General features: G+C 50.5%; 19 protein-coding genes. 4 read left to right on the top strand and 15 right to left on the bottom strand.

What is annotated here, in order from left to right; translation table 11 throughout:
- Positions 1 to 125 precede the first annotated feature (125 nt).
- The 6 genes from D3P07_RS17465 to D3P07_RS17440 form a co-directional block, all read right to left on the bottom strand.
- On the bottom strand, positions 126 to 2,117 hold the full coding sequence (locus tag D3P07_RS17465) for a Na+/H+ antiporter (protein ID WP_119801527.1): 1,992 nt from the start codon (positions 2,115 to 2,117) through the stop codon (positions 126 to 128).
- A gap of 160 nt (positions 2,118 to 2,277) precedes the next feature.
- Positions 2,278 to 3,630, bottom strand: coding sequence for a lytic polysaccharide monooxygenase (locus D3P07_RS17460; RefSeq protein WP_119801647.1), 1,353 nt, complete (start codon positions 3,628 to 3,630; stop codon positions 2,278 to 2,280).
- A gap of 690 nt (positions 3,631 to 4,320) precedes the next feature.
- The gene (locus D3P07_RS17455; RefSeq protein ID WP_119801526.1) at positions 4,321 to 4,524 is read right to left on the bottom strand and encodes a hypothetical protein; all 204 of its coding nucleotides are present in this window, start codon (positions 4,522 to 4,524) and stop codon (positions 4,321 to 4,323) included.
- Positions 4,521 to 5,624, bottom strand: coding sequence for a GerAB/ArcD/ProY family transporter (locus tag D3P07_RS17450; protein ID WP_182914373.1), 1,104 nt, complete (start codon positions 5,622 to 5,624; stop codon positions 4,521 to 4,523). The genes D3P07_RS17455 and D3P07_RS17450 overlap by 4 nt, the downstream gene beginning before the upstream one ends.
- Positions 5,611 to 6,810: a Ger(x)C family spore germination protein gene (locus tag D3P07_RS17445; protein WP_119801525.1), complete on the bottom strand. Its 1,200-nt coding sequence runs from the start codon at positions 6,808 to 6,810 to the stop codon at positions 5,611 to 5,613. The genes D3P07_RS17450 and D3P07_RS17445 overlap by 14 nt, the downstream gene beginning before the upstream one ends.
- A complete protein-coding gene (locus D3P07_RS17440) occupies positions 6,807 to 8,303 on the bottom strand; it encodes a spore germination protein (protein ID WP_119801524.1) in 1,497 nt (498 codons plus the stop codon). Before D3P07_RS17440 ends, D3P07_RS17445 begins: the two co-directional genes overlap by 4 nt.
- A gap of 228 nt (positions 8,304 to 8,531) precedes the next feature.
- Between D3P07_RS17440 and D3P07_RS17435 the strand changes: the two genes are divergently transcribed.
- Positions 8,532 to 10,649, top strand: coding sequence for a heavy metal translocating P-type ATPase (locus tag D3P07_RS17435; RefSeq protein ID WP_119801523.1), 2,118 nt, complete (start codon positions 8,532 to 8,534; stop codon positions 10,647 to 10,649).
- Positions 10,650 to 10,749: 100 nt separating this feature from the next.
- Here D3P07_RS17435 and D3P07_RS17430 read toward each other — a convergent pair whose 3' ends face one another.
- Complete coding sequence (locus D3P07_RS17430) at positions 10,750 to 13,131, bottom strand: polyprenyl synthetase family protein (RefSeq protein ID WP_119801522.1); 2,382 nt, start codon at positions 13,129 to 13,131, stop codon at positions 10,750 to 10,752.
- 499 nt (positions 13,132 to 13,630) lie between these two features.
- On the opposite strand from D3P07_RS17430, the gene D3P07_RS17425 reads away from it, so the two are divergent.
- Together D3P07_RS17425 and trhO are read left to right on the top strand one after the other, a co-directional pair.
- Positions 13,631 to 14,281 carry a helix-turn-helix transcriptional regulator gene (locus D3P07_RS17425; RefSeq protein WP_119801521.1) on the top strand — a complete coding sequence of 217 codons (651 nt, stop codon included), beginning with the start codon at positions 13,631 to 13,633 and terminating at the stop codon, positions 14,279 to 14,281.
- A 170-nt stretch (positions 14,282 to 14,451) separates the two neighbouring features.
- The gene (gene trhO, locus D3P07_RS17420; protein WP_119801520.1) at positions 14,452 to 15,357 is read left to right on the top strand and encodes an oxygen-dependent tRNA uridine(34) hydroxylase TrhO; all 906 of its coding nucleotides are present in this window, start codon (positions 14,452 to 14,454) and stop codon (positions 15,355 to 15,357) included.
- Between the two features lie 57 nt (positions 15,358 to 15,414).
- Here trhO and D3P07_RS17415 read toward each other — a convergent pair whose 3' ends face one another.
- The 5 genes from D3P07_RS17415 to D3P07_RS17395 all read right to left on the bottom strand — a co-directional run bounded on the left by D3P07_RS17415 (position 15,415) and on the right by D3P07_RS17395 (position 20,540).
- Entirely contained in the window at positions 15,415 to 16,416 is a 1,002-nt protein-coding gene (locus tag D3P07_RS17415) for an NAD(P)/FAD-dependent oxidoreductase (protein WP_119801519.1), read from the bottom strand.
- 29 nt (positions 16,417 to 16,445) lie between these two features.
- On the bottom strand, positions 16,446 to 16,799 hold the full coding sequence (locus D3P07_RS17410; protein ID WP_119801518.1) for a HesB/IscA family protein: 354 nt from the start codon (positions 16,797 to 16,799) through the stop codon (positions 16,446 to 16,448).
- A gap of 237 nt (positions 16,800 to 17,036) precedes the next feature.
- Positions 17,037 to 18,125: a Ger(x)C family spore germination protein gene (locus D3P07_RS17405; RefSeq protein WP_119801517.1), complete on the bottom strand. Its 1,089-nt coding sequence runs from the start codon at positions 18,123 to 18,125 to the stop codon at positions 17,037 to 17,039.
- On the bottom strand, positions 18,122 to 19,213 hold the full coding sequence (locus tag D3P07_RS17400) for a GerAB/ArcD/ProY family transporter (protein ID WP_119801516.1): 1,092 nt from the start codon (positions 19,211 to 19,213) through the stop codon (positions 18,122 to 18,124). Before D3P07_RS17400 ends, D3P07_RS17405 begins: the two co-directional genes overlap by 4 nt.
- Positions 19,206 to 20,540 (bottom strand): spore germination protein, encoded by a 1,335-nt coding sequence (locus D3P07_RS17395; RefSeq protein ID WP_119801515.1) that lies wholly within the window; start codon positions 20,538 to 20,540, stop codon positions 19,206 to 19,208. Before D3P07_RS17395 ends, D3P07_RS17400 begins: the two co-directional genes overlap by 8 nt.
- Before the next feature lie 220 nt (positions 20,541 to 20,760).
- On the opposite strand from D3P07_RS17395, the gene D3P07_RS17390 reads away from it, so the two are divergent.
- Positions 20,761 to 20,889: a shikimate kinase gene (locus D3P07_RS17390; RefSeq protein WP_119801645.1), complete on the top strand. Its 129-nt coding sequence runs from the start codon at positions 20,761 to 20,763 to the stop codon at positions 20,887 to 20,889.
- Between the two features lie 113 nt (positions 20,890 to 21,002).
- Here D3P07_RS17390 and D3P07_RS17385 read toward each other — a convergent pair whose 3' ends face one another.
- The 3 genes from D3P07_RS17385 to D3P07_RS17375 are packed head-to-tail and all read right to left on the bottom strand — an operon-like array spanning position 21,003 to position 22,387.
- The gene (locus D3P07_RS17385) at positions 21,003 to 21,194 is read right to left on the bottom strand and encodes a hypothetical protein (RefSeq protein WP_119801514.1); all 192 of its coding nucleotides are present in this window, start codon (positions 21,192 to 21,194) and stop codon (positions 21,003 to 21,005) included.
- Positions 21,195 to 21,244: 50 nt separating this feature from the next.
- Positions 21,245 to 21,655: a nucleoside-diphosphate kinase gene (gene ndk, locus D3P07_RS17380; RefSeq protein WP_119801513.1), complete on the bottom strand. Its 411-nt coding sequence runs from the start codon at positions 21,653 to 21,655 to the stop codon at positions 21,245 to 21,247.
- Between the two features lie 21 nt (positions 21,656 to 21,676).
- Positions 21,677 to 22,387, bottom strand: coding sequence for a Crp/Fnr family transcriptional regulator (locus D3P07_RS17375; protein WP_119801512.1), 711 nt, complete (start codon positions 22,385 to 22,387; stop codon positions 21,677 to 21,679).
- Positions 22,388 to 22,547: the final 160 nt, after the last annotated feature.

Below are 22,547 nucleotides of genomic sequence, written 5' to 3'. Positions count from 1 at the left end.
AATCTGCAGTTTAATATGGGGGATTCTTCCTTCCCTTCTATAGAATATACAATATAAACAGAGGTTCTGTAAAACCATTGCCGGTTGAATAGAAATTAGAGGCTATCCCAAACAAACTACCCGGACTACGACTCCATGCTCTCATTTTCGAATAAGCTGGCTTCCCTGTAGTTGATGAACATACGCAATTTCCCGGTCATGGAGCGGTCGATCTCGCCTTGCTCATATAGCGATTGAATAACGTTGCGCTCGCTCTGAATAGCCTTCGCCTGCAGCTCCTTTTTCTGCTCCTGCAGCGCTTCATTCATAGAGGGCCTCACTTGATCGGATCTGAGCATCTCTTCAATCTGCCGGTAATGGGCAATGACGGACATCGCCGCTGTGCGATTGTGGTCATTGGTGCAGGCTTTAACTTTCTCTACTGCCTCATGTATGGATTGAAGCTTGAGCTCCTTGTATTGCTCGAGCTCTTCCCTGGTCCATTTGTGCTTGTACCCGGGATACAGGCTTTTCTTGATCAAATGGCGAACGGTCAGCAGCACTGCTGAAAACATGAACTTGAGCCGGTTCGTGAGCGCAACCTCCGTCTGCTTGAGCGCATATTTACAAGCAGCGGCAACTTCCTCATTAATCTCCCCTTGTTCCAGCTCCCGGCGCACGGTTTTCGCTTCCGCTCGCAGGGCCATCAGCCTGATCTCAACGGTTTTCTTCTGAATATCTTCGATCCTTCCCTGTTCCTTGCTCTTGAGCCAATGCAGCTCTTGCTGGTACTGAGACATAATGGACAACGCAGCCGCTCTATTGTCATCGTTCATTTGATCGCGCACGGTCTTCAGTCCCGCCTTCAGCACTTTGATCTGTGCCTGGTTCTCCGAGAAGCCATCTTCCGCCGCGACCTCTGCCACAGGCTCGCGAGATAAGACAGGGAGCAAGGCGCTGGCCAGAACGAGCGTCAGCAGAATGACGCCCGCGGACAGGCAAATAATCAAATCGCGCTGCGGAAAGGGCATACCGCCTGAGATAATCAACGGAATAGAGAATGCCCCTGCAAGCGTTACTGCGCCTCGTACCCCCGATAACGATGTCAGCAGCGCAGCCCGCAATTGCCGATCAGATGCGAACAAGTACACCCAAACGAATCTCAGTAGAAGCAGGACCGCCGTAATGAGCAGGATATACCCGATGACGATGCCATTCCGGTACGCTTCATCCTCTATAATGACGGACACCACGCTAGGAACCTCAAGACCCAAGATGACGAACACCAAGCCGTTCAGAATGAACAGAATTACGGTCCAGGTGCTTTCCGAAACAATTCTAAGCTCGGCCGACGCCGCCTGGATGCGATCCCGTTCAATGGCATGGACGATACCTGCCGCCACGACAGCCAGGATCCCGGATACACCTATCTCTTCTGAGACCAAATAGATCAAGAACGGCGTCATGATCATGATCAGCATATGGACAGTTACGTCTTCCATACCCAATCGCCGCAGGTAGACACGCAGCCATATGATCAAGAAGGCCATAATAGCCCCCGCTGCCAGACCTCCGACCGCAATAAGGAAGAAGCTCACCGTCGCGCCCATGGCAGAGAATTCCCCCGTAACGGCAGCCGCTATCGCAAACTTGAAAGCAACCAGGCCCGACGCGTCATTCATAAGCGCCTCTCCCTCCAGCAGCCTCATTATGGAGGAAGGAAGCCGGATGCGACCTGCCAACGAACCGACCGCTACCGCGTCGGTAGGCGAGAGTATCGCGGCGAGCGCAAACGCAGCAGCAAGCGGAATCTCCGGAATGAGCCAATGAATGAACGGGCCTGCGACAAGTACGGTTGCAAGGACGAGTCCCAGCGCCATCAGCAGAATTGGCGCCCGCAGCTGCCACAGCTCATTGCGCGGCGTTCGTCTGCCGTCGTTGAACAGTAGAGGCGCAATAAACAACACAAAGAACAGCTCCGGATTCAGCTCCAGATTCTCTACAACTGGAGAAATCGCGATTACCATACCAAGCGCAATCTGGATTAGCGGAATAGGTATAAAGGGAACGAAGCGATTCAGCACATTCGATAATCCGATCAAACCAAGCATGATGAATACGAGCAAAAACAGTTCCATATACCTGCTCCTTTGTATAGCAATCCCAACGCCGTATGTCCGAGATGGTTATTATTTGATATCCTGCCGTAATTATGCCTGTATTAAGCATCTCACATAAGCGAAGAGCCCCCGCTCCTCCTGACGGAGAATCGGGGGCCCTTCTTATTCATGAAGACAATTAAGGCTGCAGCTGCCACAGAGCCGGTACATTGCTTGGCTCCCACCCTGTCAGCGAAGTATGCCCCTGAATACATTTGTAGACATTGCCGTTATAAGAGACGAGAGCATTCACCGCATAAGACGTATTCGGCGCCCATGGCGTAGCGCTTGGACCTTGAGCCGTCGTTGTGGTAATGGCATTGCTGTTGCCGGATTCATTGTTCGACGGATCGTACGCTCTGACCGTGAACGTATATTGCGTGTTCGGCGACAAGCCCGTAACGAGCTTCTCCGTAGCTGTTCCCGTTACAGTAGCGATCACCGTGTTGCCGGAGTAGATCCGGTAGCCTGCAATACCGTTGGCATCCGTGGATGCATTCCACATGAGCGTTACCGAGTTGGAGCCCGGCGTACCCATCACATGCAGACCTGTCGGATTGGTCGGCGGTGTATTGTCGATCGGCTGCGCAACCGTCGTCACCGTAACGCTATTGCTCGCTGGTGAGCGGTTGCCTGATCCGTCGAAGGCCTTCACCGTGAAATTATACGTTGTGCCGGCGAGCAGATTGGTCAGATTCACGCTGGTCTGATTGCCCGGAACAGTAGCAATCGGTGACGAGTTAGAGCCGGAGTAGATCTCGTAGCCGGCTACGCTGTTGTTATCCGTGGAAGCTCCCCACGAAAGTGCAGCAGTCGTAATGCCCACTGTACCCGCTGTCAGGTTGGAAGGCGTTGTTGGAGCGATGTTGTCCGAAGCGCCGAATTGTGCGTCAATGGCGATATACCATGCGTTTGGCGTATCGGCAATATCCCATACCGCAAGAATAATATGATAGCCAGTTCTCGCAGGAACGTTACAAGTATGCGACAGCGTCGCCGGCGGCTGCTGTCCATTGCCGTTAACCGTACAGAACGGCGTCAGATCCAACTGCGCGCGAGTCAGAGGCGCATTCGGATTCCAGTCCGGCTTTGTGATGAAGTAACGGTAGCTCGTCGTTGCGTGACGGGCTGTGAACTTCCAAGTGAACGTATTCGTGCCGCTTGTCATATTGACTTTGTTCCAGCGTGTTGCCGATTGCTGGTCGAGGGCGGCGAAGCCAGCCAGCCCTGCGCTGGCAATTTTGCCGTCCGCCGGTCCTGCAGCCGGGAAGCCTTTTAGCCCTTCAAGGCTTTGCGGCTCATAGATAATCGGACCGCAATTCGTATTCAGACCGTTCTTGCACTGAATGGCCCGGCTCGCCGGATCATCCACATAACCATGGGCAGATACAGACTTGGCAAAAGCAAGCATACAGGCGAATAACAGCAAGAGACCACCGCTTACCATCAGAACGCGCTTTATGAGTGTCGAATTCATACGGACTTGAACCATCATCACATTACCTCCTTGGGTTTAGGTTGGTATGGGTGTCCACCTATCTCCTACACATCATGGAGTGCTTATTGCGGGCTGCCTCCTCTCTATGTCGCGGCCAAACCTAGCGGGAAAACATAACGAAATAGACCAACCCCCTTTTGCAACCGATTTATATAAACTCATGAAGAGCCTATATACGCATAGAAACCTCTGCACAATCGAGTTGAGACGGGTTCATCGCACGTACGCTTAAAGGTAAGCGAGGGTAGCTGTATGTAGCGGTGACGGGATGAACAATGCGCTATTCGAGTTGAAGGATACGTTGATGTGTCAATGATCACGATCATCTCTTGTAAACGCTATCATTCTAGTGCCGGTGTGAATATAGCGGAGCTGGGTACGGCAAAAAACGGAGTTGGTAGAATAGCTGCCTGCTTGTTGAGCAATATAGTCAGTGTCATAACAAGGGCTTGTCGAGAGTAAGGTCAGATGCTGGAGTGTTGATCGGTTCAAATGAAGTGGGACTGATGCATAGTCGCGGAAAAGAATGGGGTCGAAACTAGCTGAATCTAACCGGATTAAAGTAGGTTCCCGTTTGGATTTCGGCTGAGGATTAGAATAATTCTATTATAATGCAAATTCTACTATTTGTGTACTATTATTTTTGAAAAAATTTGGATATGCCCGAAAAGCTGACAAACTACCCTATAGCCCGACCAAATCAATCAAAAGCGCAATGACTTTGCTCGACTTGAATTTATGTCCCAGAAGGATGCTCATCCAATCCGCAAAGCCGAGCAGCATCAAGCTCGTCACTAGCACGATCTCTCTCTTTGCGGCGCGCTGCCGGATCATCATCGTCAGGCTGCCGCTCAATAGGACGATAAACATGAGGATAAACCAAATCATGAGGCAGACTCCTCCCGCCGCTTGCCCCTGCCCTTCCGTATCCATGACACAAGCAGCAGCAGGCACGGGATGAACACGCTGTACAGCAGGGTATATTCAAAATCATATCTTTGGCTGAATTCGATATTCTCGACCACATTATCATAACCGAGCGCAAGTCCAGAAATAAGCAGGATCAAGGCAAGCGTCACCCAAAACCGGCTTGTAATGCGGAACAGCTGGCATAAGCCCAGCACCGAGCAATAATAGGCGATGGAGAGCTTGATGAAGATCGCGGCAAGCAAGATTAACGCAACCGTCGATTCCAGATGCTCGAAGAACGTCCCAATATGCACCTCCTGCGCAATCACGAACAGCGGGTAGGTATCATGGGAAGCGCGAGTTACGCCCAATACTCCAATGGTAAAAAACGTTGTAATGCTGAGCATGGCTATTGCCGCTACAATCGCCAGAATAAAACTGCGTTTCACTTTGGATGGCACGAATGGGAACAGCATTAAAAACACCACAGACTCCAGAAATGGAAAGCCGAAGATATAACGTGTCTCCTTCACGGTCTCCCATATATTCAGGCGAAAGCTGCCCTGGAACCGATTCCAGTCCCACTCGATCAGCGCCATGCAGAAGATTAATATAAAGGTAAGCGCCATAATGATGAACAGCAATTCGGACGATCTGGCAATCGTATCAATTCCCTTCATGACGGCATAAGCCGTAATGATCAAAAACATGAGATGAAAAACCGTGAGCGGCGTAATCGGCATCAAGGTCTGCTTCATGAAGTCGCCCACATTGCGGGTTATGAACACGGTCAGCTGAATGAAATAAGAGATATACATAATTGCGAGCAGGCTGCCGATCGGCTTGCCTGCAACCTTGGTGCAAATCTGAATAATGGACATGCCCGGATACTGACGGGCAAGCTTCAGCCAGAGCAAAGCCGCGATAATGCCTACGGCGCCGGCCCATATCGGAACCATCCAGGCATCCTGCTTGGCTACGGCAATCAAGCCGCCTGGCACGAAGAAGAAGGAGGTCCCCGCAAGAAAGGATAGCGTCAGGACAAAAAACTGCCATACCGTCATACTATTCTTTTCCACTTGCCAGTCCCCCCTCGTACGGATTGATTATCTCCCCGACATTGTTCACCGAGCTGTTGACGGTCAGATTAAGTTTGGTCTCCTTCCAGGCCTCTGCTTTCCCCTGGATGGCCTTCCACGCCTTCCCTCGCTTGTTCTTGATTTTGTCCTCCAGACCGAACAAATCCCATCCCTTCTTCAGCGCCTTCTGATAGAGCTGCCCGGCGGTATCGCTGACCTCGCGATTGAATTCATCCGTTAGTCGGGACAGGTTCTCCCATGTCAGCTTCTCCGTCTGCTCGTTGTTATGAATGGCCAGATTGGCGGTGATCGTCACATTCCATACGGGAGCGCCGCCCGTCGTCGACAAGCTTTGCGTCACCTTGATTTTATTAGCGGACAAATCGATGTCCATATTGTCCAAAGTGATGGATTGAAAGAAGCTGCTGGTCTCGCCTTTTAATAAATTGTAATACCCGTTCTCCCGCAGCCCGATTTTCCCGATCATCCGATCCTGCTTGAACACGGCGGCTCCGCTTAATATCAAATTGCTGCGATTCGCTTCAATGGTCTCGAAGCGCTTCGTTGTCAGGAACGGCTTGGAATCCCGCAAGCTGATAATCGGGAGCACGGTACAGGTGGTAGACTCCATATTTTCCACAAGATCCTTTACCCTGGACTTCAGGCTGATTCGCCCTGTGGATTTATTCGTGTTATACACTAGTGATCTAAGCGTGCGTCCCGGCAGCTGCTCCAGCGGCGTATAGGTCATCATGACATCGGATAATTCGGAATCCGTGATGAACAGCAGCAGACTGGAACGCCGGTTATATTGCCGTTCATAGAAGTTGACGAACGGCCGCAGCCCCTTGCGGGCAAGCGACTCCGTAATAACATGAGTTTGATAATGATCGGTGAACAGCTTGCGAGGCAAGCTTTCGGCAGACTTATGTCCCATCTCGCCTCTTGATTTGCCTTCTACCTTATAGGTGTAGACCGGGGAAGTCCCGCCTCTCCCCGATTCTTGGGAGAAGGCTGCCGGATTGACGATTTGATAGTACACGATAGTGCTGCCGGTATCCTTATTCTCTTCTGAGCCGACCAGACCGACAATTGCCAGCTCGTTAATCTCTGTCCGGTCCCAGCATCCCGTCAGACAGCATGCCGCAAGTCCGGTCAGCGCCAGCTTCCGGAGCGCCGGTCTCATGGCCCCCTCCTTCTTTTCTTCGTCTGATTCGTTTGCGGATAGCTTTTCATCCACGGACGAGGCACACGGACGAGCACATCTTTCCAATCCGACAATACCGCCGGCGCCACGGGAGACAGATACGGGACATGAAAGGATTTGATCGAAGCCAAATGAACAACGGTGAATAACACACCGCATAATACGCCGAACAATCCCATAGCACCGGCCAACGTCAGATAGAAAAATTGAAGCAGTCTCTGTGTAATGCCGAAGCTGTATGATGGCGCGACAAAATTTGAAATTGCCGTGATCGCCACGACGATTACCATTGCCGTAGACACTAGTCCGGCTGTGACAGCCGCTTGTCCGAGCACCAGCGCACCGACGATCGAAATGGCCTGTCCGGCTATGCGCGGCATCCGAAGCCCGGCCTCCCGTAACACCTCGAAGGTGACCATCATAATGGTCGCTTCTACGAAGGCCGGGAAAGGAACGCCCTCCCGCTGTCCGGCTATGCTGATCAACAGAGAGGTCGGCAGCAGCTCCTGGTGATAAGACACGACAGCGACATACAAGGCCGGGACGAAAATCGAAAGCAAAAACGATAGAATGCGCACCCACCGAAGCAGCGTCGCGATATCGGCTCGCTGATAGTAATCTTCAGGGGCAATAAAAAATTGAAACAGAGTAATCGGCCCCACCAGGGCAATCGGACTGCCGTCCACTAACACCGCCACGCCGCCCTCCAACAAATGGGCTGTTACAATATCCGGTCTTTCGGTGCTTAGAAGTGTAGAGAAAGGCGAGAACGTGCGGTCCTGTATCCATTCTTCCACATAGGCACTATCAAGCACGCTATCTGCGTCAATGGCAAGCAGCCGATTGCGGAATTCCTCTATCACCTCATCAGAAGCCAGATTGTCTAGGAAAAGCAGCGCAACCTGATTTTCCGTCTCCGTTCCGACAATGATTTTCTCAATATGCAGATGCACGGTTTTAATTCGTTTGCGCAGCAAAGACAGATTGCTGGACAGCTCTTCGGTAAAGCCAAGCTGGGGCCCGCGTACAGTGGATTCCGTAAGAGGCTCCGATATGTCCCGGTGGCTGCTTTGCGACACCTTGATCATCATGATTTCCGATGCGCCGGATAAGGCGACTAGACAGAATCCTTTGAGCAGGCTATCCACACATTGCTTGAGATCGGCGGTGCAGGTAATCGAGCTGAACGGAATCCGGTTCTTCAGGATATCCAGTCTGTCATCCGGGGAAGGTGCATCTTCGAGAGAAGCTTTTTCGGTCAAAAAAGTCAGCAATTCCTGTTCAATCTTGTTCTTATCAGTCAACGTATCCAGAAATACGCAGTAGCAAAAAATATCCGGACTAACGACTAGCGAATGAATCGTGAGATCCGGCGGATGATGCAGTGTATCCTTTAGCCAATCGACAAGTGCAGACGGGTCATGGCGGTCATAGCAAGGTTCCTGTACCTGGCGCGGATCTTGATTGGACATACGCGAAGCTCCCATTCATTAACAGTAATCTTCTTCCAGTATGTCCAACCGGGTTCGGGATATGCACGCATGAGGGGCTCCTCCCCATACAGTGATATACCTGCTTATTTATGCTGATCGACTGATTGTATCCGCGGAAAATGGGTAAATTAGGTTTGACTTCTCCACGGCAGTATCATAATATATGAGTAAGTATTCATATATTGTTTATTGAAAGAAGGTTGCCTAATGAATGAATATCGAATTAAAGGACTTTCATGCGCCGGCTGCGCCCAGCGGATTGAAGATGAAATTAAAGGACTACAGCACGGCCAAGACGCCAAGCTAAGCTATAATTCCGGGAAGCTGACCCTCTCCTCCGACGTGTCCATGGCTGAAGTGAAGCGGATATTGAAGTCGGACGGCGCTTATATCGCAAACGCGCATGACCACGATCACTCGGGGGAGCATGGCGATCATCACGGACATGATCATAGCCATGCAGAGGGCAATTCGAGAATGCTCATGCTGCTAATCGGCTCTGGCGTAATCTATGCTGCCGCCTTGTTGCTGGAAGGTGTGTTGGATCAACAGGCTCTTATTCTGCTCTTCCTGCTTGCTACCGTCATCAGCGGTTATACGACCTTCATTCGCGGACTGAAGAATCTGTTCAAGCTTGTCTTTAATATCGATACCTTAATGACCATTGCCCTGATTGGCGCAATCGCGATCGGCGAGTGGAAGGAAGCTACATTAGTCGCTATCCTGTTCGGCCTGAACGAATTGCTTGAAGGCTATGGCATGGAGAAAGCCAGACGGTCCATGGAAACCTTGCTTCAGGTCGCGCCCAAGGAGGCCATCAAGCTGGAGCAAGGGCAAGAGCTGATCGTCCCGATCGCTTCGTTGCAGGTTGGCGATCTGGTGAAAATCAAGCCCGGAGAGAAGATTCCTTCCGACGGAGTGGTATCGGACGGCAGAAGCTCGGTGAACGAAGCCGCCATTACAGGTGAATCCTTGCCCGTTGAGAAAGAATCAGGCGAACCTGTTTACGGGGGCAGCATTAACAATGAAGGGATGCTTATTGTTCGTATCGAGAAGGCTTACAAGGACTCCTCTCTCGCCAAAATACTTCATCTTGTACAAGAAGCTCAAGAAACGAAGACACCGACCGAGCTGTTCATCAATAAATTCGCGAAATACTATACGCCGCTGATTATGCTCATCGCTGCGATTGTTATGGTCGTGCCGCCCCTCTTCTTCCAGGGTGAATGGATGGGCTCGCTCTATCAGGGTCTGTCCGTTCTCATTGTCGGCTGCCCATGTGCCTTGATCCTCTCCTCGCCGATCGCCATCGTATCCGGCATTACGCGAACCGCTCGCAACGGCATACTCGTGAAAGGCGGCGTCTTTCTGGAACAGCTTGGCAAGATCGATACGCTAGCCTTCGACAAGACGGGAACATTGACCAAAGGGGAGCCGCATGTTGCACAAATCGAAGTTTATGATGAGAAGCGCTTTTTCTCCATTGCCGGGGCTATCGAAAGCACCTCTTCCCACCCGTTAGCGAAAGCGATCATGAAGGAAGTCAAGCGTAAAGGAGTGACCCTTCCGGTTACGGACGAGATTAAGACCTTATCCGGCAGCGGCATACAAGCACGTATCGACGGACAGCCCTATTGGCTGGGTAATGAAAAAAGCATTGGCCATCTGTCCATACCGGATTCCGTTCAGGCTCGGATTAACCAGATGAAAGAAGACGGTCTGACGCTCGTGCTTGTCGCAGACGATCAGTATGTACTGGGTTTGTTCGGCATCGCTGACGAGATTCGGGAGGAGAGCCGCGCTGTTATTGCATCGCTGCATCAGCTTGGCATAAAACATACAGTTATGCTGACAGGCGACCACCCGAAGACAGCGGAGAAGGTTGCCGCAGCAGTCGGCGTATCCGACTATTACGGAGGGCTGCTTCCGGAGGACAAGGTCAATCGGGTGAAGGAGCTGTCGACACAAGGCACCGTCGCCATGATCGGCGACGGCATTAATGACGCCCCTGCGCTTGCATCCGCACAGCTTGGCATTGCGATGGGCAAAGGCACGGACAGTGCGATTGAAACAGCGGATATCGTCTTGATGCAGGATCACTTGGGCAAGCTGCCGGAAGCGGTATCGGTCGCCAAGCGCGTGAATCGGATTATCAAATTCAACATCATCGTTGCGCTGGGCTTGAAGGTGATCGCGTTGCTCTTGACCATTCCGGGCTGGCTGACGCTGTGGATCGCTATTCTATCCGACATGGGCGCTACCATCTTTGTCACTTTAGTCAGCTTGACGATCTTGATCGACAGCAAATCGCTTCGCAAGAATTAGCGATTCCATCCCCCTGCATTTGAATTAGACAAAATCACCAAAGAACCTTCAACGCCTGCGTAGGCTGTTGAAGGTTCTTTGGTCTGATACACGCCTCTTTCTAGTGATCCCGGCTCACCATGTAATGCAGCAGCTGCTTCAAGAATTCGCTGGGCCGCCCCATCTCGCTGAGCGCATCCATAGCCTCGCAATAATGCTCCCACATCTCTCTTCTGGCGGCATCCAGGCCAAGGACGGCCACGAAGGAAGATATATTGTTGTCTGTATCCTTCCCGGCAGGCTTGCCAAGCGTAAGCGTATCTCCCTCCGCATCCAGCAAGTCGTCCTTGATCTGGAAGGCGATTCCCGCATGATAGGCGAAGGCCTTCAGTCTCTCCATCTCAGTGTCATCTGCCTGTGCCAGAATAGCCGGCATGACCAGACAAGCTTCGAAGGCGATGCCCGTCTTGTAATAGGACACGGCCCGGAGCTGTTCCAGCGTCAGCGCCATGCCTTTGTACTGCAGGTCCATCGCTTGGCCCATGCTCATCTCTCCCGCCTTCTGGGAGGAGTATCTCATCAGGGACAATACCGCCTTCGGATCGAAATCCGTAAGAGACGCCTGCTCCTGCGTTGCTCTCTGAATCAGATACAATCCCGTCAACTCCGCTGTCGCACTGTCGTGCACCTGATGGAGGGTTGGCTTCCCTCTTCGCATCGACGCGTTATCCTGCGACGGAAGATCGTCGAAGATCAAAGATGCAGTATGCATATATTCAAGCGAACGTATAAGCGGCGTAAGAGAAGATGGCGGCAGCCCATACACTTGTACGCCCATCACCCAGGCTAATACGGGACGCAGACGCTTGCCGTCTCCCTCAAGGCTGTGGTTGGCAGCATCAATAAGAGAAATCTTCATCGGCGGAATAGCTGTGTCGGCGGGAATGAGAAGATGGTGGTTGATCCCCTCCCGCACGGATTCGAATGTATCGTAGAAAGCCTCTTTCTCCTGGCGATTGCGCTTCAACACATCAATCAACCGATCTCGTAGCAGCTTATCATAGAAATCCACGTCATCCGCTTTTTGTACCATGTGCTGAATTAGGCGGTTGAATTCCGGATGGCCGGATGTCAAGATGTCCATCATTTCATTATACTTATCCATGCCAATCCGTTCCTTGCAGCGCTTCAGCCCGTTAATCGCCCGATCCAGCATGACATCCCTCGTCTTGCTGTTGCCCTGGTAGACATGATGGATCAGATGAGCAGTGACGGTCCAATACAATTCGAACGGATTGATCAGATCCGGTCGCTGATCACGATACTTGAGGTAATACGTATATGGTGTGACAGCACCGTCTCGCATATCATCGAATACATCGGCAAAATCATCCGCCAGCTGATTATAGATGCCGTAGTAAAAGGTATGATGGTCGAAGCCTTCATCCTCGGAGGCACTCAGAACGGTTCTGACAATTAAGCGTGAGGAAGCGGATTTCAGAATGATGGGGTAATACAGCTCCTCATTCGTATAGGCCGGGTTGGTCAGCACCTTGCTTCTATCCATGTCCTGGGATTGAAAAAACACATAAGACTGTTCATAGAACGTCTGCAATCTCTCTGGCTTCTGATAATATTTAATGTAGTTAAATGCTTCGCGAAGCTCCGCATGAACGTATCGAACAAGCTCCCGGTTCGAGCCTGACCAGTCGCAGTGCTCAGGCACCGCTCCTTGCAGAAGCGAGACGCGAATCATCTCCGAGTACTGCTGCTTCTCCTTCGCATCAAGAAGACCGCAATCCAGCAAATCATCGATAAAGGGGTAGGTCAGGCCATAGGAATAGCCTATCCTGATCGCTTCATCAAGCCTTCTGGAACGTTCAACCGGATCCTCCTCCTCGTCCAGTTCATCCGTAACATGCAGGACGACTCCGACGATGATCTTGATCAGCTTGCGCAAGGCATGATCAGCGTTCATCTCCTCCGGCAATCTCGAGGATACGGTCTTCAGCTTATCCATGACCCAAATCGCGGCATCCTCGACACCTTCCTTCTGAGCCCAGCGATACAAGCTTGCCAAGCTTAACTCATCAGCTTGACCTCCCTCGCCCTGCTTCGAGGATCTGATCAGTTTTTCCTTAACCTCATTAACTACCTTGCGTATCTTCTGCTGGGTCCTCGGAGCATCAAGCGCCTGGCCCAAATCTCTCATATAAATATAAGAAACGCTTCGATCCAAATAATCATCCAGCTTGCCCGTGTACTTCAGCCACTGGATATAACGGTCATAATGACGGGAGTCCGGCTTGCGTGCGCTTCGCGCCATCAGCGACAGCACTGTTTGGTGGATCGGATTTCTTTTCCATTGGCGAATATCTTCTGTAAGTGCAGGTACATACGACTTGCCGGTCATCTGCCTGTGCAATTCAGCAAAGTAGTGAGCGGCTTTCTGTTCCGCCCGCCGATACCATGCATCGGCATCATCCATAATCGTCTCATTCATACAGTGGGTTCCCTCAACTTCTATTATGATAATTTGATCAACATGTTCCATTCGGACAGATGAGGTCGCCCCATAGACGGCCGGTCACGGCTATTCTGCCTTGACCGATCCGTCGGATCATGCTCACCACTATATACGTGAAGGAATCACTTGGGTTACGAACATATCAAGAGGGAATGAAAGGGCATTGCCGCTAACCCTCCATAATAAGGTTCCTTCTGTTACTTCAACATACAATTCTAATCGATGGATGTAAATACAGACTTCAAACTCTAATGGAATCACCGTCAAATATGCTCCAATACACGGAATGCCGCAATTGTCATCATTTACAATTGGAGTTATGAGAGCCTTGAGTGGCTCATTAGTATACATAGCTTCATCTTTTATATATAATATAGATGATGTAGGTTTACGTGGATAAGGTCTAAGGACTCTATTTCAATCTCCCTACTCTTTTTTATGTTGGGGCCTATTCTTATGCGGGAGGTGAAGTGTAGTGAAAGAGGATCTAGAACTATCCACACGAGAAATCATTATGAAAATGCTCAAAACCCAAAGCGAATTAAGTGCCAAAGATATTACCGAACAGCTTGGCATTACCGGAATGGCCGTCCGCAGGCATCTCGCCGTGCTGGAGAAGGAAGAGCTGATCGAATATACGACAGTCCGGCAGCCGATGGGACGCCCCGTATCCGTCTATCGCTTGACGGAGAAAGCCGAGGATTTTTTCCCGAAGCGGTATCATGCCGTTGCGCTTGATTTGCTGTCCGAGCTCAAGGAAGAAGCCGGCGAAGAGATGGTCAATCATCTGTTCGATCTAAGGCAAGTATCTATGCAGAAGCGATATCTGCCCAATCTGGACGGCAAGGACCTGGAGAGCCGGATTGCAGCCTTGGCCCAGATTCAGAGCAACAACGGATACATGGCCACCTGGGAGAAAACCTCGGATGATGTATACGAGTTAACGGAATACAATTGCCCGATCTATCAAGTAGCCAACAACTACAATCATGCCTGCACATGCGAGCTTCGGCTGTTCGAATCGCTGCTCGGCGCCGAGGTGAAACGGACGGAGTGCCTGGCCAAGCAAGGCAAGAAATGCGTATACCGCATTCGGAAGAAATCTCCATCCGATCATGTGCAATAGATGGACCACACCGGTTCCTGCGCATCTACTTTATATATAATAGTATTCACTATGTTGATTATATAGATTCGCAGCTCTGCTTAGTGCGACCTGGTTATTTACAACGAATGAAACGCTGCAATCCATCTGTTGGATCATGCGGGCGTCAACTTATGAGGAGTGTACAGAACATGGAATCAAACCAGCCTTACCGAATATTATTGTACTACAAATATGTAACCATTGCGGATTATGAGGCATTCGCAGCGGAGCATCTTGCTTATTGCAAGGAACTGGGGGTATTAGGAAGAATTCTTATCGCTGAAGAAGGCATTAACGGCACATTGTCCGGTACTGTGGAGCAGACGGATGCGTATATCGCCTATATGCGCAGCCATCCCCTATTCTCGGATATGGTCTTCAAGGTCGACGAAACCGATCAGCATGCCTTCAAGAAATTGTTTGTTCGTCCCAAGAAGGAGCTCGTCACGCTGCGTTACCCTACACCGCTCGACCCGAATGTCACTAGCGGCAAGCGCTTGTCGCCTGAGGAATTTTACGAGCAGCTCCAGCGGGACGACGTCGTTATTATCGATGGACGAAATGACTATGAATACGATCTTGGCCATTTCCGCGGAGCCATCCGTCCTACAGTAGAGTCTTTCCGCGAGTTCCCGGAATGGATTCGCAACAACCTGAAGGATGCCAAAGACAAGACCATCCTTACCTATTGTACAGGCGGCATTCGCTGCGAGAAGCTTACGGGCGTTTTGATGAATGAAGGCTTCAACGATGTTGCCCAGCTCGATGGCGGCATCGCCACTTACGGTAAGGACCCGGTCGTGCAGGGACGTCTCTTCGATGGCAAAATGTATGTATTCGATGAGCGCATCTCTGTCCGTATTAACCAGACGGAGGAAAACATCACTGTCGGCAAGTGCCATCACTGCGACAGTCCCACTGATCACTACATTAACTGTGCTGATGATCTATGTCATCATCAGCATTTGGTCTGTGAGAATTGTCTGGAGACGCATGAGGGCTACTGCTCCGACGACTGCAAGACGAATGACAGCCTTCGACAGCAAGCTCTTTAACCTACAACAACGGCGAGTTCCCGATCGGGAACTCGCCGTTTTCTTGTGCTATATAGGTCACTTCAGCTTCATATGACTGCTATGTCCGGGCGACAATCGCGCCTGTGGATCAATATACACCTTAGCATTGTTGACCGCCGTTGGCGCTTCGCCGAATCCGACCGCGATCAGCTTCAGCTTGCCGGGATACGTCGTAATGTCTCCTGCTGCGAAAATCCCCGGAATGCTTGTCTCCATTCTGGAATCTACTCGAATAGAGCCCTGTTGAACCTCGATTCCCCACTCTGCAATCGGTCCAAGCGATGAGACAAATCCGTAATTCACAATAAGCGAACTGCAGGAGAGCGTTATTTCCTCGCCAGTGCGGCTGCTCGCAACAGTCATCTGCTCCAACCGTTCCTCACCGGATAATTCCTTAACCTCCATCGAAGTCATGACCGTCACGCTGGACCTCATGAGCTGCTCCACACTATGCTCGTGGGCTCTAAATTTATCTCTGCGATGAATGAGCGTAACGCTCTTCGCAATCGGCTCCAGCATAAGCGACCAGTCGACTGCGGAATCCCCTCCGCCGCAGATCACTACATCCTGTCCGGCGAAAGCTTGCAGGTCGCTTATAAAATAATACAGCCCCCTGCCCGCGTAGCTCCTTGCCTCAGGAAGCTCCAGTTGTCTCGGCTCGAACGCGCCTACTCCGCCAGCAATAATAACCGTGCGGCCATAATGGACGCCTTTATCTGTAACGACTCTGAACCGCCGCTCCTCTTCCTTCACAACCTGCTGTACCTTTTCTTCCAGATGCACTTGTACAGGGAACAGGCGTAGCTGCTGCTCCAAGCGCGATACCAGCTCCCCGGCTGTAACCGCAGGAAATCCCGCGACATCATATATATTTTTCTCCGGATAAAGAGCGGCCAACTGTCCGCCGAGCTGCGGCATGCTATCGATAATTTTCATGCTGGATTGGCGCATGCCGGCATAGAAGGCGGCGAACATCCCCGCTGGTCCCCCTCCGATAATAAGCATGTCTACTATATCTTGTTCGTTCTCTATAATCATGACTTGCATTCCCTTCTAATACGATGTTGTTAACATTTCTTGGCGGTTCCTCTGTACGTTGCGGTCCGGAAGCTTGCTCCGCAGCCGCAGCTGGCTTTCACATTTGGATTGTCCATAGTAAAGCCTCCGGTCATCCCCTGCCTTTGATAATCGATCTTCAGACCCTCAAGAAACGGCATGCTTCTGGACTCCACAAGCATCTGAAAGCCGTTCATGGACAAGAAGATATCCTCTTCCGTCCGCTGATCGTCGAATCGCAGGTCATAGGACAAGCCGCTGCAGCCTCCATCGACGACTCCTACACGAAGATACATTTGCTCTAGATTCAAACTGTTCAGCATCTCAAGGATCTGCTCAGTTGCATTTTCACTAATCTCTATCATTTATCTCAACCTCATTTCCTATGGAATCCACACTTTTTATATGTATCTGTATAAAAACTATATAGGTAGATCATAATCGTAAATTCGCAAGGAGTCAATAAATAAACTTTTTAAACGATAATATTGACTATATTTTCATTCGTGTCTAAGATTAATCCAACGGAAATAGGACCGGCCCGGGAACTTCTGATCTTACCTGGACCAGTCCTTCTCCTGGAAGTATCGAATCCTCCGGCCTTATGCCCCCATTTTCAAGTCTCCTTCACTTTCGATGGATACTTCAAAGGTAATGTCCGTCTTGAGATGCGGCAAATAATCGGTACGCCATGCCTGCAGCTGATCCCGTGTCAGCTTGTTGCGGAATAGCTGGCCAAGTCCCAGAATGTCGGCTTGATCGGCCTTCATTTTCCGCAGCACGCTATTGAGCCTCTCCTCCAGATTCGCTTGCAGCTGTTCTTTGATCTGCTCTTTCGTCGGATTGCCTTTCATCTCCAGAAGCGTTACCTTCAAATGAATGCTGCTTCTCAGCACCGGAATGCCGTCTTCCATGGAGCTCTTATTGCGAATCCGGTTGCCTACAATTTGGACGGTCGCGCTGTTCATCACCTCGATCTTGCCCTTTACATCCAACCCGTTGAAGATATTGGCCAGCAATGTCTCATTCGCAGATAGCCGCCCCACCATCTTTCCATTCCTGATAATGCCGCTTCCCCTCGTCTCGATGACTGTGCCGCTGCCTGACTTGATGATCGGAATGGCTTCGTCATGTGTGTACGAGTGTATGCTTCGGAACAGCTCCCACATTCGCGACTGCGCCACCTGTGGACTCCATCCGGCGTTGAATTGGAAGAAATCCTCCAATATGGTGCCGTTATTTTGGCTATACCGTTTGATTTTTGAGAAGAAATGCTCGATTGGCTCATCGCAGATGACGGCCATCGTTCGCGGAGAAATGACGTTTGTTCGCATAAACGCGGACACGGCATCGTTAATGCCTTCCTCCGCATATCCCTGCTCAATTAAGATCACCTTCAGATGAAGGAGATCCATCTGTGTCTCCATGTTGGCGCCGATCCGGTCTACGATCTCGTTGATCGTACTGCCTGTTGATTGCACAAACCGGAAATCTGTGCCCATATTCGAGTTTTGGCTGGGCTCGGGAATTTGCAGGACGACGGTATACAGGTCTTCGGTCTTGGAGATGCCCATCACCACGGGAAGCGAGCGGTGATTGATGTCTTTGTTGTCCCAGCAGCCCGTCTGCGTCCCTATCCCTGCAATAAGCAGCAGCAGCGCCACAACGCGCCTGAGTCGATGCTTCCTCATCCGTTAGCCCCCGCTTTCCTCTTCCTCGTGTAATGGTAGCCCATCACTGCCAGAACGATTGGCAGAACGATAATCGAATAGATACGCGGAATCGCGTTCCACCAGAGCAATCGATCCAGCACATGCCAGTCCGGAATTAATAAACAAACCAGATAGATGACCGCAGCAAGAAGGAGCAGCGGCATCCAAGCCGGCGTACGGACCGCCATTCGCAGCATACGTACGATCATCCAGATAATGAGCGCAAGCAGAAGCATGATGAACGAGATCAAACACACCATAAAAAACATCGATACGCGATCGAACATCAGCCATGTAATCTCGACCGTCTCCGCTGTCTCCAGAAATGGCAAATTGAACAGCGCCGCAGTCGTTCTTCCGTAGGTCAATATCGGAATATAGACCGATACGAGCAGAACGGGAAGCATGCAGATGCATGCGATTAGCACCCTTGACGGCTTGTAGGATACGGCAGGCTGGATAAATCCGAGGAACAGAAATCCGCCGCTGAAGGAAAGCATGCTTTTGTAGAATGCGGTATGGCCCAGAAAGGAAAACGACAAGGCTTCCTTGTCCAGCAGCGGAAACACATAGTGCCAATCGGCATTCTGGAATGAGCTGAACAGAACAAACAAGACAATAGGAGCGGCTAGCAAGACGACAAGCAAGGCGGTGCGGAGTATCGCTTCCAGCCCTAGATAGGCAATATATACCGCAATTCCAAGAAGCAGCGCCATGATCGCCCAAAGCGGCGTGCTGGTGAGGAACAGCGCCATCACAACTTCGGCATACGCGCGGAGCGTAATGATGGACACGACGGTAAAGTAGACGGCGACCGGAAGCAGCATGGCAAGCGCGACGACTCTTCCTTTCTCTTGCAGGATTGAAATAATGCTTTTCTGACCGCCGAAGGATCTGATCCCTTTCAGATAGATTCCGACCATAATGTGAAAGAAGAGGAAGCTTACCGCAATGGGCAGCCAGTGACTGCTTTCGGCGCTTTCGATAATTAGGCTTGGATAAAAGAAAAAGATGATCCCGATATGGCTGAGCAAGAATACGGCTATGACCTGCCCTGTTTTAACCATTCGAATCACCGCTCGGTTTCATCACATGCACATAAGGAATGCCAAATGATGTAACGCTCGCCATATAAGCGCATATGAGAATAAGCCCCGCTACCAGTCCGAACAAGCCGAATCCGGCAGAGAGAAATAAGATCAAATATTTGAAAACGCGGATCGTGAGCGAATTATGATATCCGACCACAGTAGAGCTGGATATAGTCGTCGCAGCCAGCACAATAATGAGAATATTGCTGACCAGCTTGGCGCTGACGACAGCCTGTCCTAATATGATGCCGCCTACCATCGTCAGAGTAGGACCGATGCTCTTGGGCAGCCGGATGCTGGCCTCGATAATCAGCTCCAAGATGATGAGCAATAACAGCGTCTCGACCAGCGACGGGTAAGGCACATCCATCCGACTTCTCGCAATCGTCAAGGCAATCTCGATACGCAGCAAATCCGGGTTTACAGAAACAAGAGATACATACAACCCTGGAATAATTACATTGGTAAGTACACCGACAATACGAAGGAAACGAATCAAATACATGAACATGAGCGGGAAGTTTCGGTCATTCTCCACTACGAACATATCCGTGAGAAGGCTCGGTACAATAAGCGCGAACGGGAACCGATCCAACAGAAGCACTACTTTCCCTTTTTGCAGCGCCCTCTCCACCTCTTGTGGCAGCTCGGTCGAGTTGAACTTCGTCACACTGGTCCAAGGATTGAAACCGAGCATATTACTCAGACTTTGCAGGTTCTGCGTGTTCATGCCTATATTTGCTTCCAGCTTATGAATCACGCCCTTCAACAGTCCGGGATTGACGCATCTCTCCCGATACATGACGACGATCTGCTTCTGCTTGTCCTCACCTGTCCAATACGATTGCGTCCTCAAGTCCTCGGCAGCCGCATGCTTGCGAATCAGTCCGATATTCGTGTCCAGATCTTCGACAAATGCACTGATCGAACCTCGCACAACGTTTTCGGTCATCGGCGCTTCGATATTTCGAGACAATGTGCGGGCCGTTGGCGTGTAGCTGATGATCCTGTCTTTGGCTTCAAACCAAATCAGCAGTTGCCCGCGCATTAAGAGAGAAACCAGCCAGTCTGCTTCCGGATCGTCAAGAATCTCGCCTAATCCATAGATAAGCGGTGATGAATTTTCCCAATCGGTATCTGCGATTCGCGCTGATTGCGCTTGAAGATGGCGCAGTGTCTCGGCAAAATCGAAAAAGGTTTGATAGCCGAGCAATACCACCGACTCCCCTGCCATCCTGGTAGGAAACCGTATGAAGTCGGAATCTTGGCCTAAGCGCAGGATCACCTGGTCGATTACTTTCAAGGCAGATTCTCCTCATTCTTTTTCATACTATATTTTCCCGTTTTCTGGATAATATGCGCATATAGAGTTGCACCCGCGTTCCTTCGTCAACATGAAAACTCGCACCGATATGGTTCACTAGAATACAAGTTAATGGATCGCTTTCTATAAAAGCTATTATGAGAAGACGGCTAAGGAAAATGAAGGCAAGGCTTAAGTGAGAAATACCGTTCTTGCAGGAATGTTCGAGGCTGGTAAAAGCACGTTAGGCGTGTTGCTTGCAAAGGCTCTAGAATTGAAATTCGTAGATACCGATATGGCGATACAACAACATGTGGGTAGGTTGTTACAAGATATTGTGTCAGACTGATCCGACGAGCAGCAAAAAGGACACCGTCCTTTATCGTCAAATGACTTCCGGGACATGTCCTTTTAATCTTGCTGTAATAATTCTATAAGACAGTCAACGATGCCGATTAACCGCTATTCCGCATACAGCTTTAGCAGCTTCTCCGTTGTTACCGTCTCCTCCAGGTCTTCTTTTGTGATGATGCCTTTCTCTTCCCAGCATGCGATGCATTTCTCTTCCGTGTCGCAGTTATGCGCTTCCGGACAAGTGTAGCAGTATTTGATCATATTCTCCGTCACAACGTTAACCTTAATGTTCGTTGCCATATCGCATGACCTCCCGCTAGTATGACGCACTTAATGAAGACACTCACACTTTAGTCGAACTTGCTGAAAAATCTTTCGATTTCCACTTTGGCATTATCCACTGAGTCGGAGCCGTGAATGACGTTGGCTGCAACATCGAGTCCGAAATCTCCTCGTATCGTGCCAGGAGGGGCTTCCGCCGGGTTCGTCGGACCGATCAGGGAACGAGAGTTTTGAACGGCCCCCACGCCTTCAATAATCATGGCGAATACAGGCCCGGAAGTAATATACTCCACCAGTTCTTCAAAAAACGGCTTATGCCGCAAATGGCCGTAATGTGCCTCTGCTACTGCTCTATCGACAGACTTCAGCTCGGCTCTTACAAGCTTCAGACCTTTTTTCTCAAATCGATTGACGATTTCACCGATTAGTCCTCGTTCTACACCGTCTGGTTTGATCATCACAAATGCTTTTTCGCTCATCGTCGTTTCCTCCTTATTACCCTACATGCGGCAAACTTCCTTCGGGCAGTTCTCGCAATGGCATACTTCCCGCAAATAGGCGATATCCTTAATGACCATATGGCCGTGTTGATTGTAAATGACGTTATCCTTCTTCAGCTCGCTCAGCATGCGATTGACACTCTCGCGAGTCGCGCCGATCATGTCGGCCAGCTCTGTGTTGTTGATTTTCAGATCAATGATGATGCCGTCTTCTATCTCCTTGCCGTACGAATTGCTAAGTCTTATGAGCAACGAGCATAACGCTCCGGTTTTGCCGAACATAATGAGATCGCGAAACTTCGTCTGGGTCAGCCTGTGCATAAGGCCCATCCACTTCATAAACTCAATGGCTAGGTCGCTGTTCTGCCACAGCAGCACCTCAAGGTCCTTACGCTGAATGACACCAACCTGGACATCCTCCGTAACCTCGGCACTGAAGTTATGCACCGAGTCCTGAAACGGGTCCATCTGTCCAATTAAGTCGCCCTGTTGATGAAGATATAGGGTCAATGTCCGGCCATTGTCTGCCGACTTCGTGGTGCGGACACGTCCATCCATAATGTAATAGAGATGATTGGCCGCGTCGCCCTCCCAGAATAAACAACTGCCTTTCTCGAAGTGCCGGACATACATAATGCCTTGCAGCTTCTCGAAGCTCTCTTGCGACAGCAGGGGCGCAAGTCCTTCCGGTTGCCTCACCTTCATACCCATTTCGTTCCTCTCCCTCCGAGCGGTTCTTATATTCTTATCATACCTTCAGAGGGGTCAGGGGTACATCGGGGGTTTCACTGATCTTTTGGGGGAATTACCCCCTATATCTTGGAAGGGGTACTGCTATAATGATCAGGTAAAAGAACCAGCAGCATCCGTA

The sequence above is a fragment of the Paenibacillus sp. 1011MAR3C5 genome, assembly GCF_003591485.1.
In the GTDB taxonomy this organism is placed as follows: Bacteria; Bacillota; Bacilli; order Paenibacillales; family Paenibacillaceae; genus Pristimantibacillus.
The sequence above is the reverse complement of the archived record's forward strand: the minus strand, read 5'-3'. Positions and strand labels throughout refer to the sequence as shown.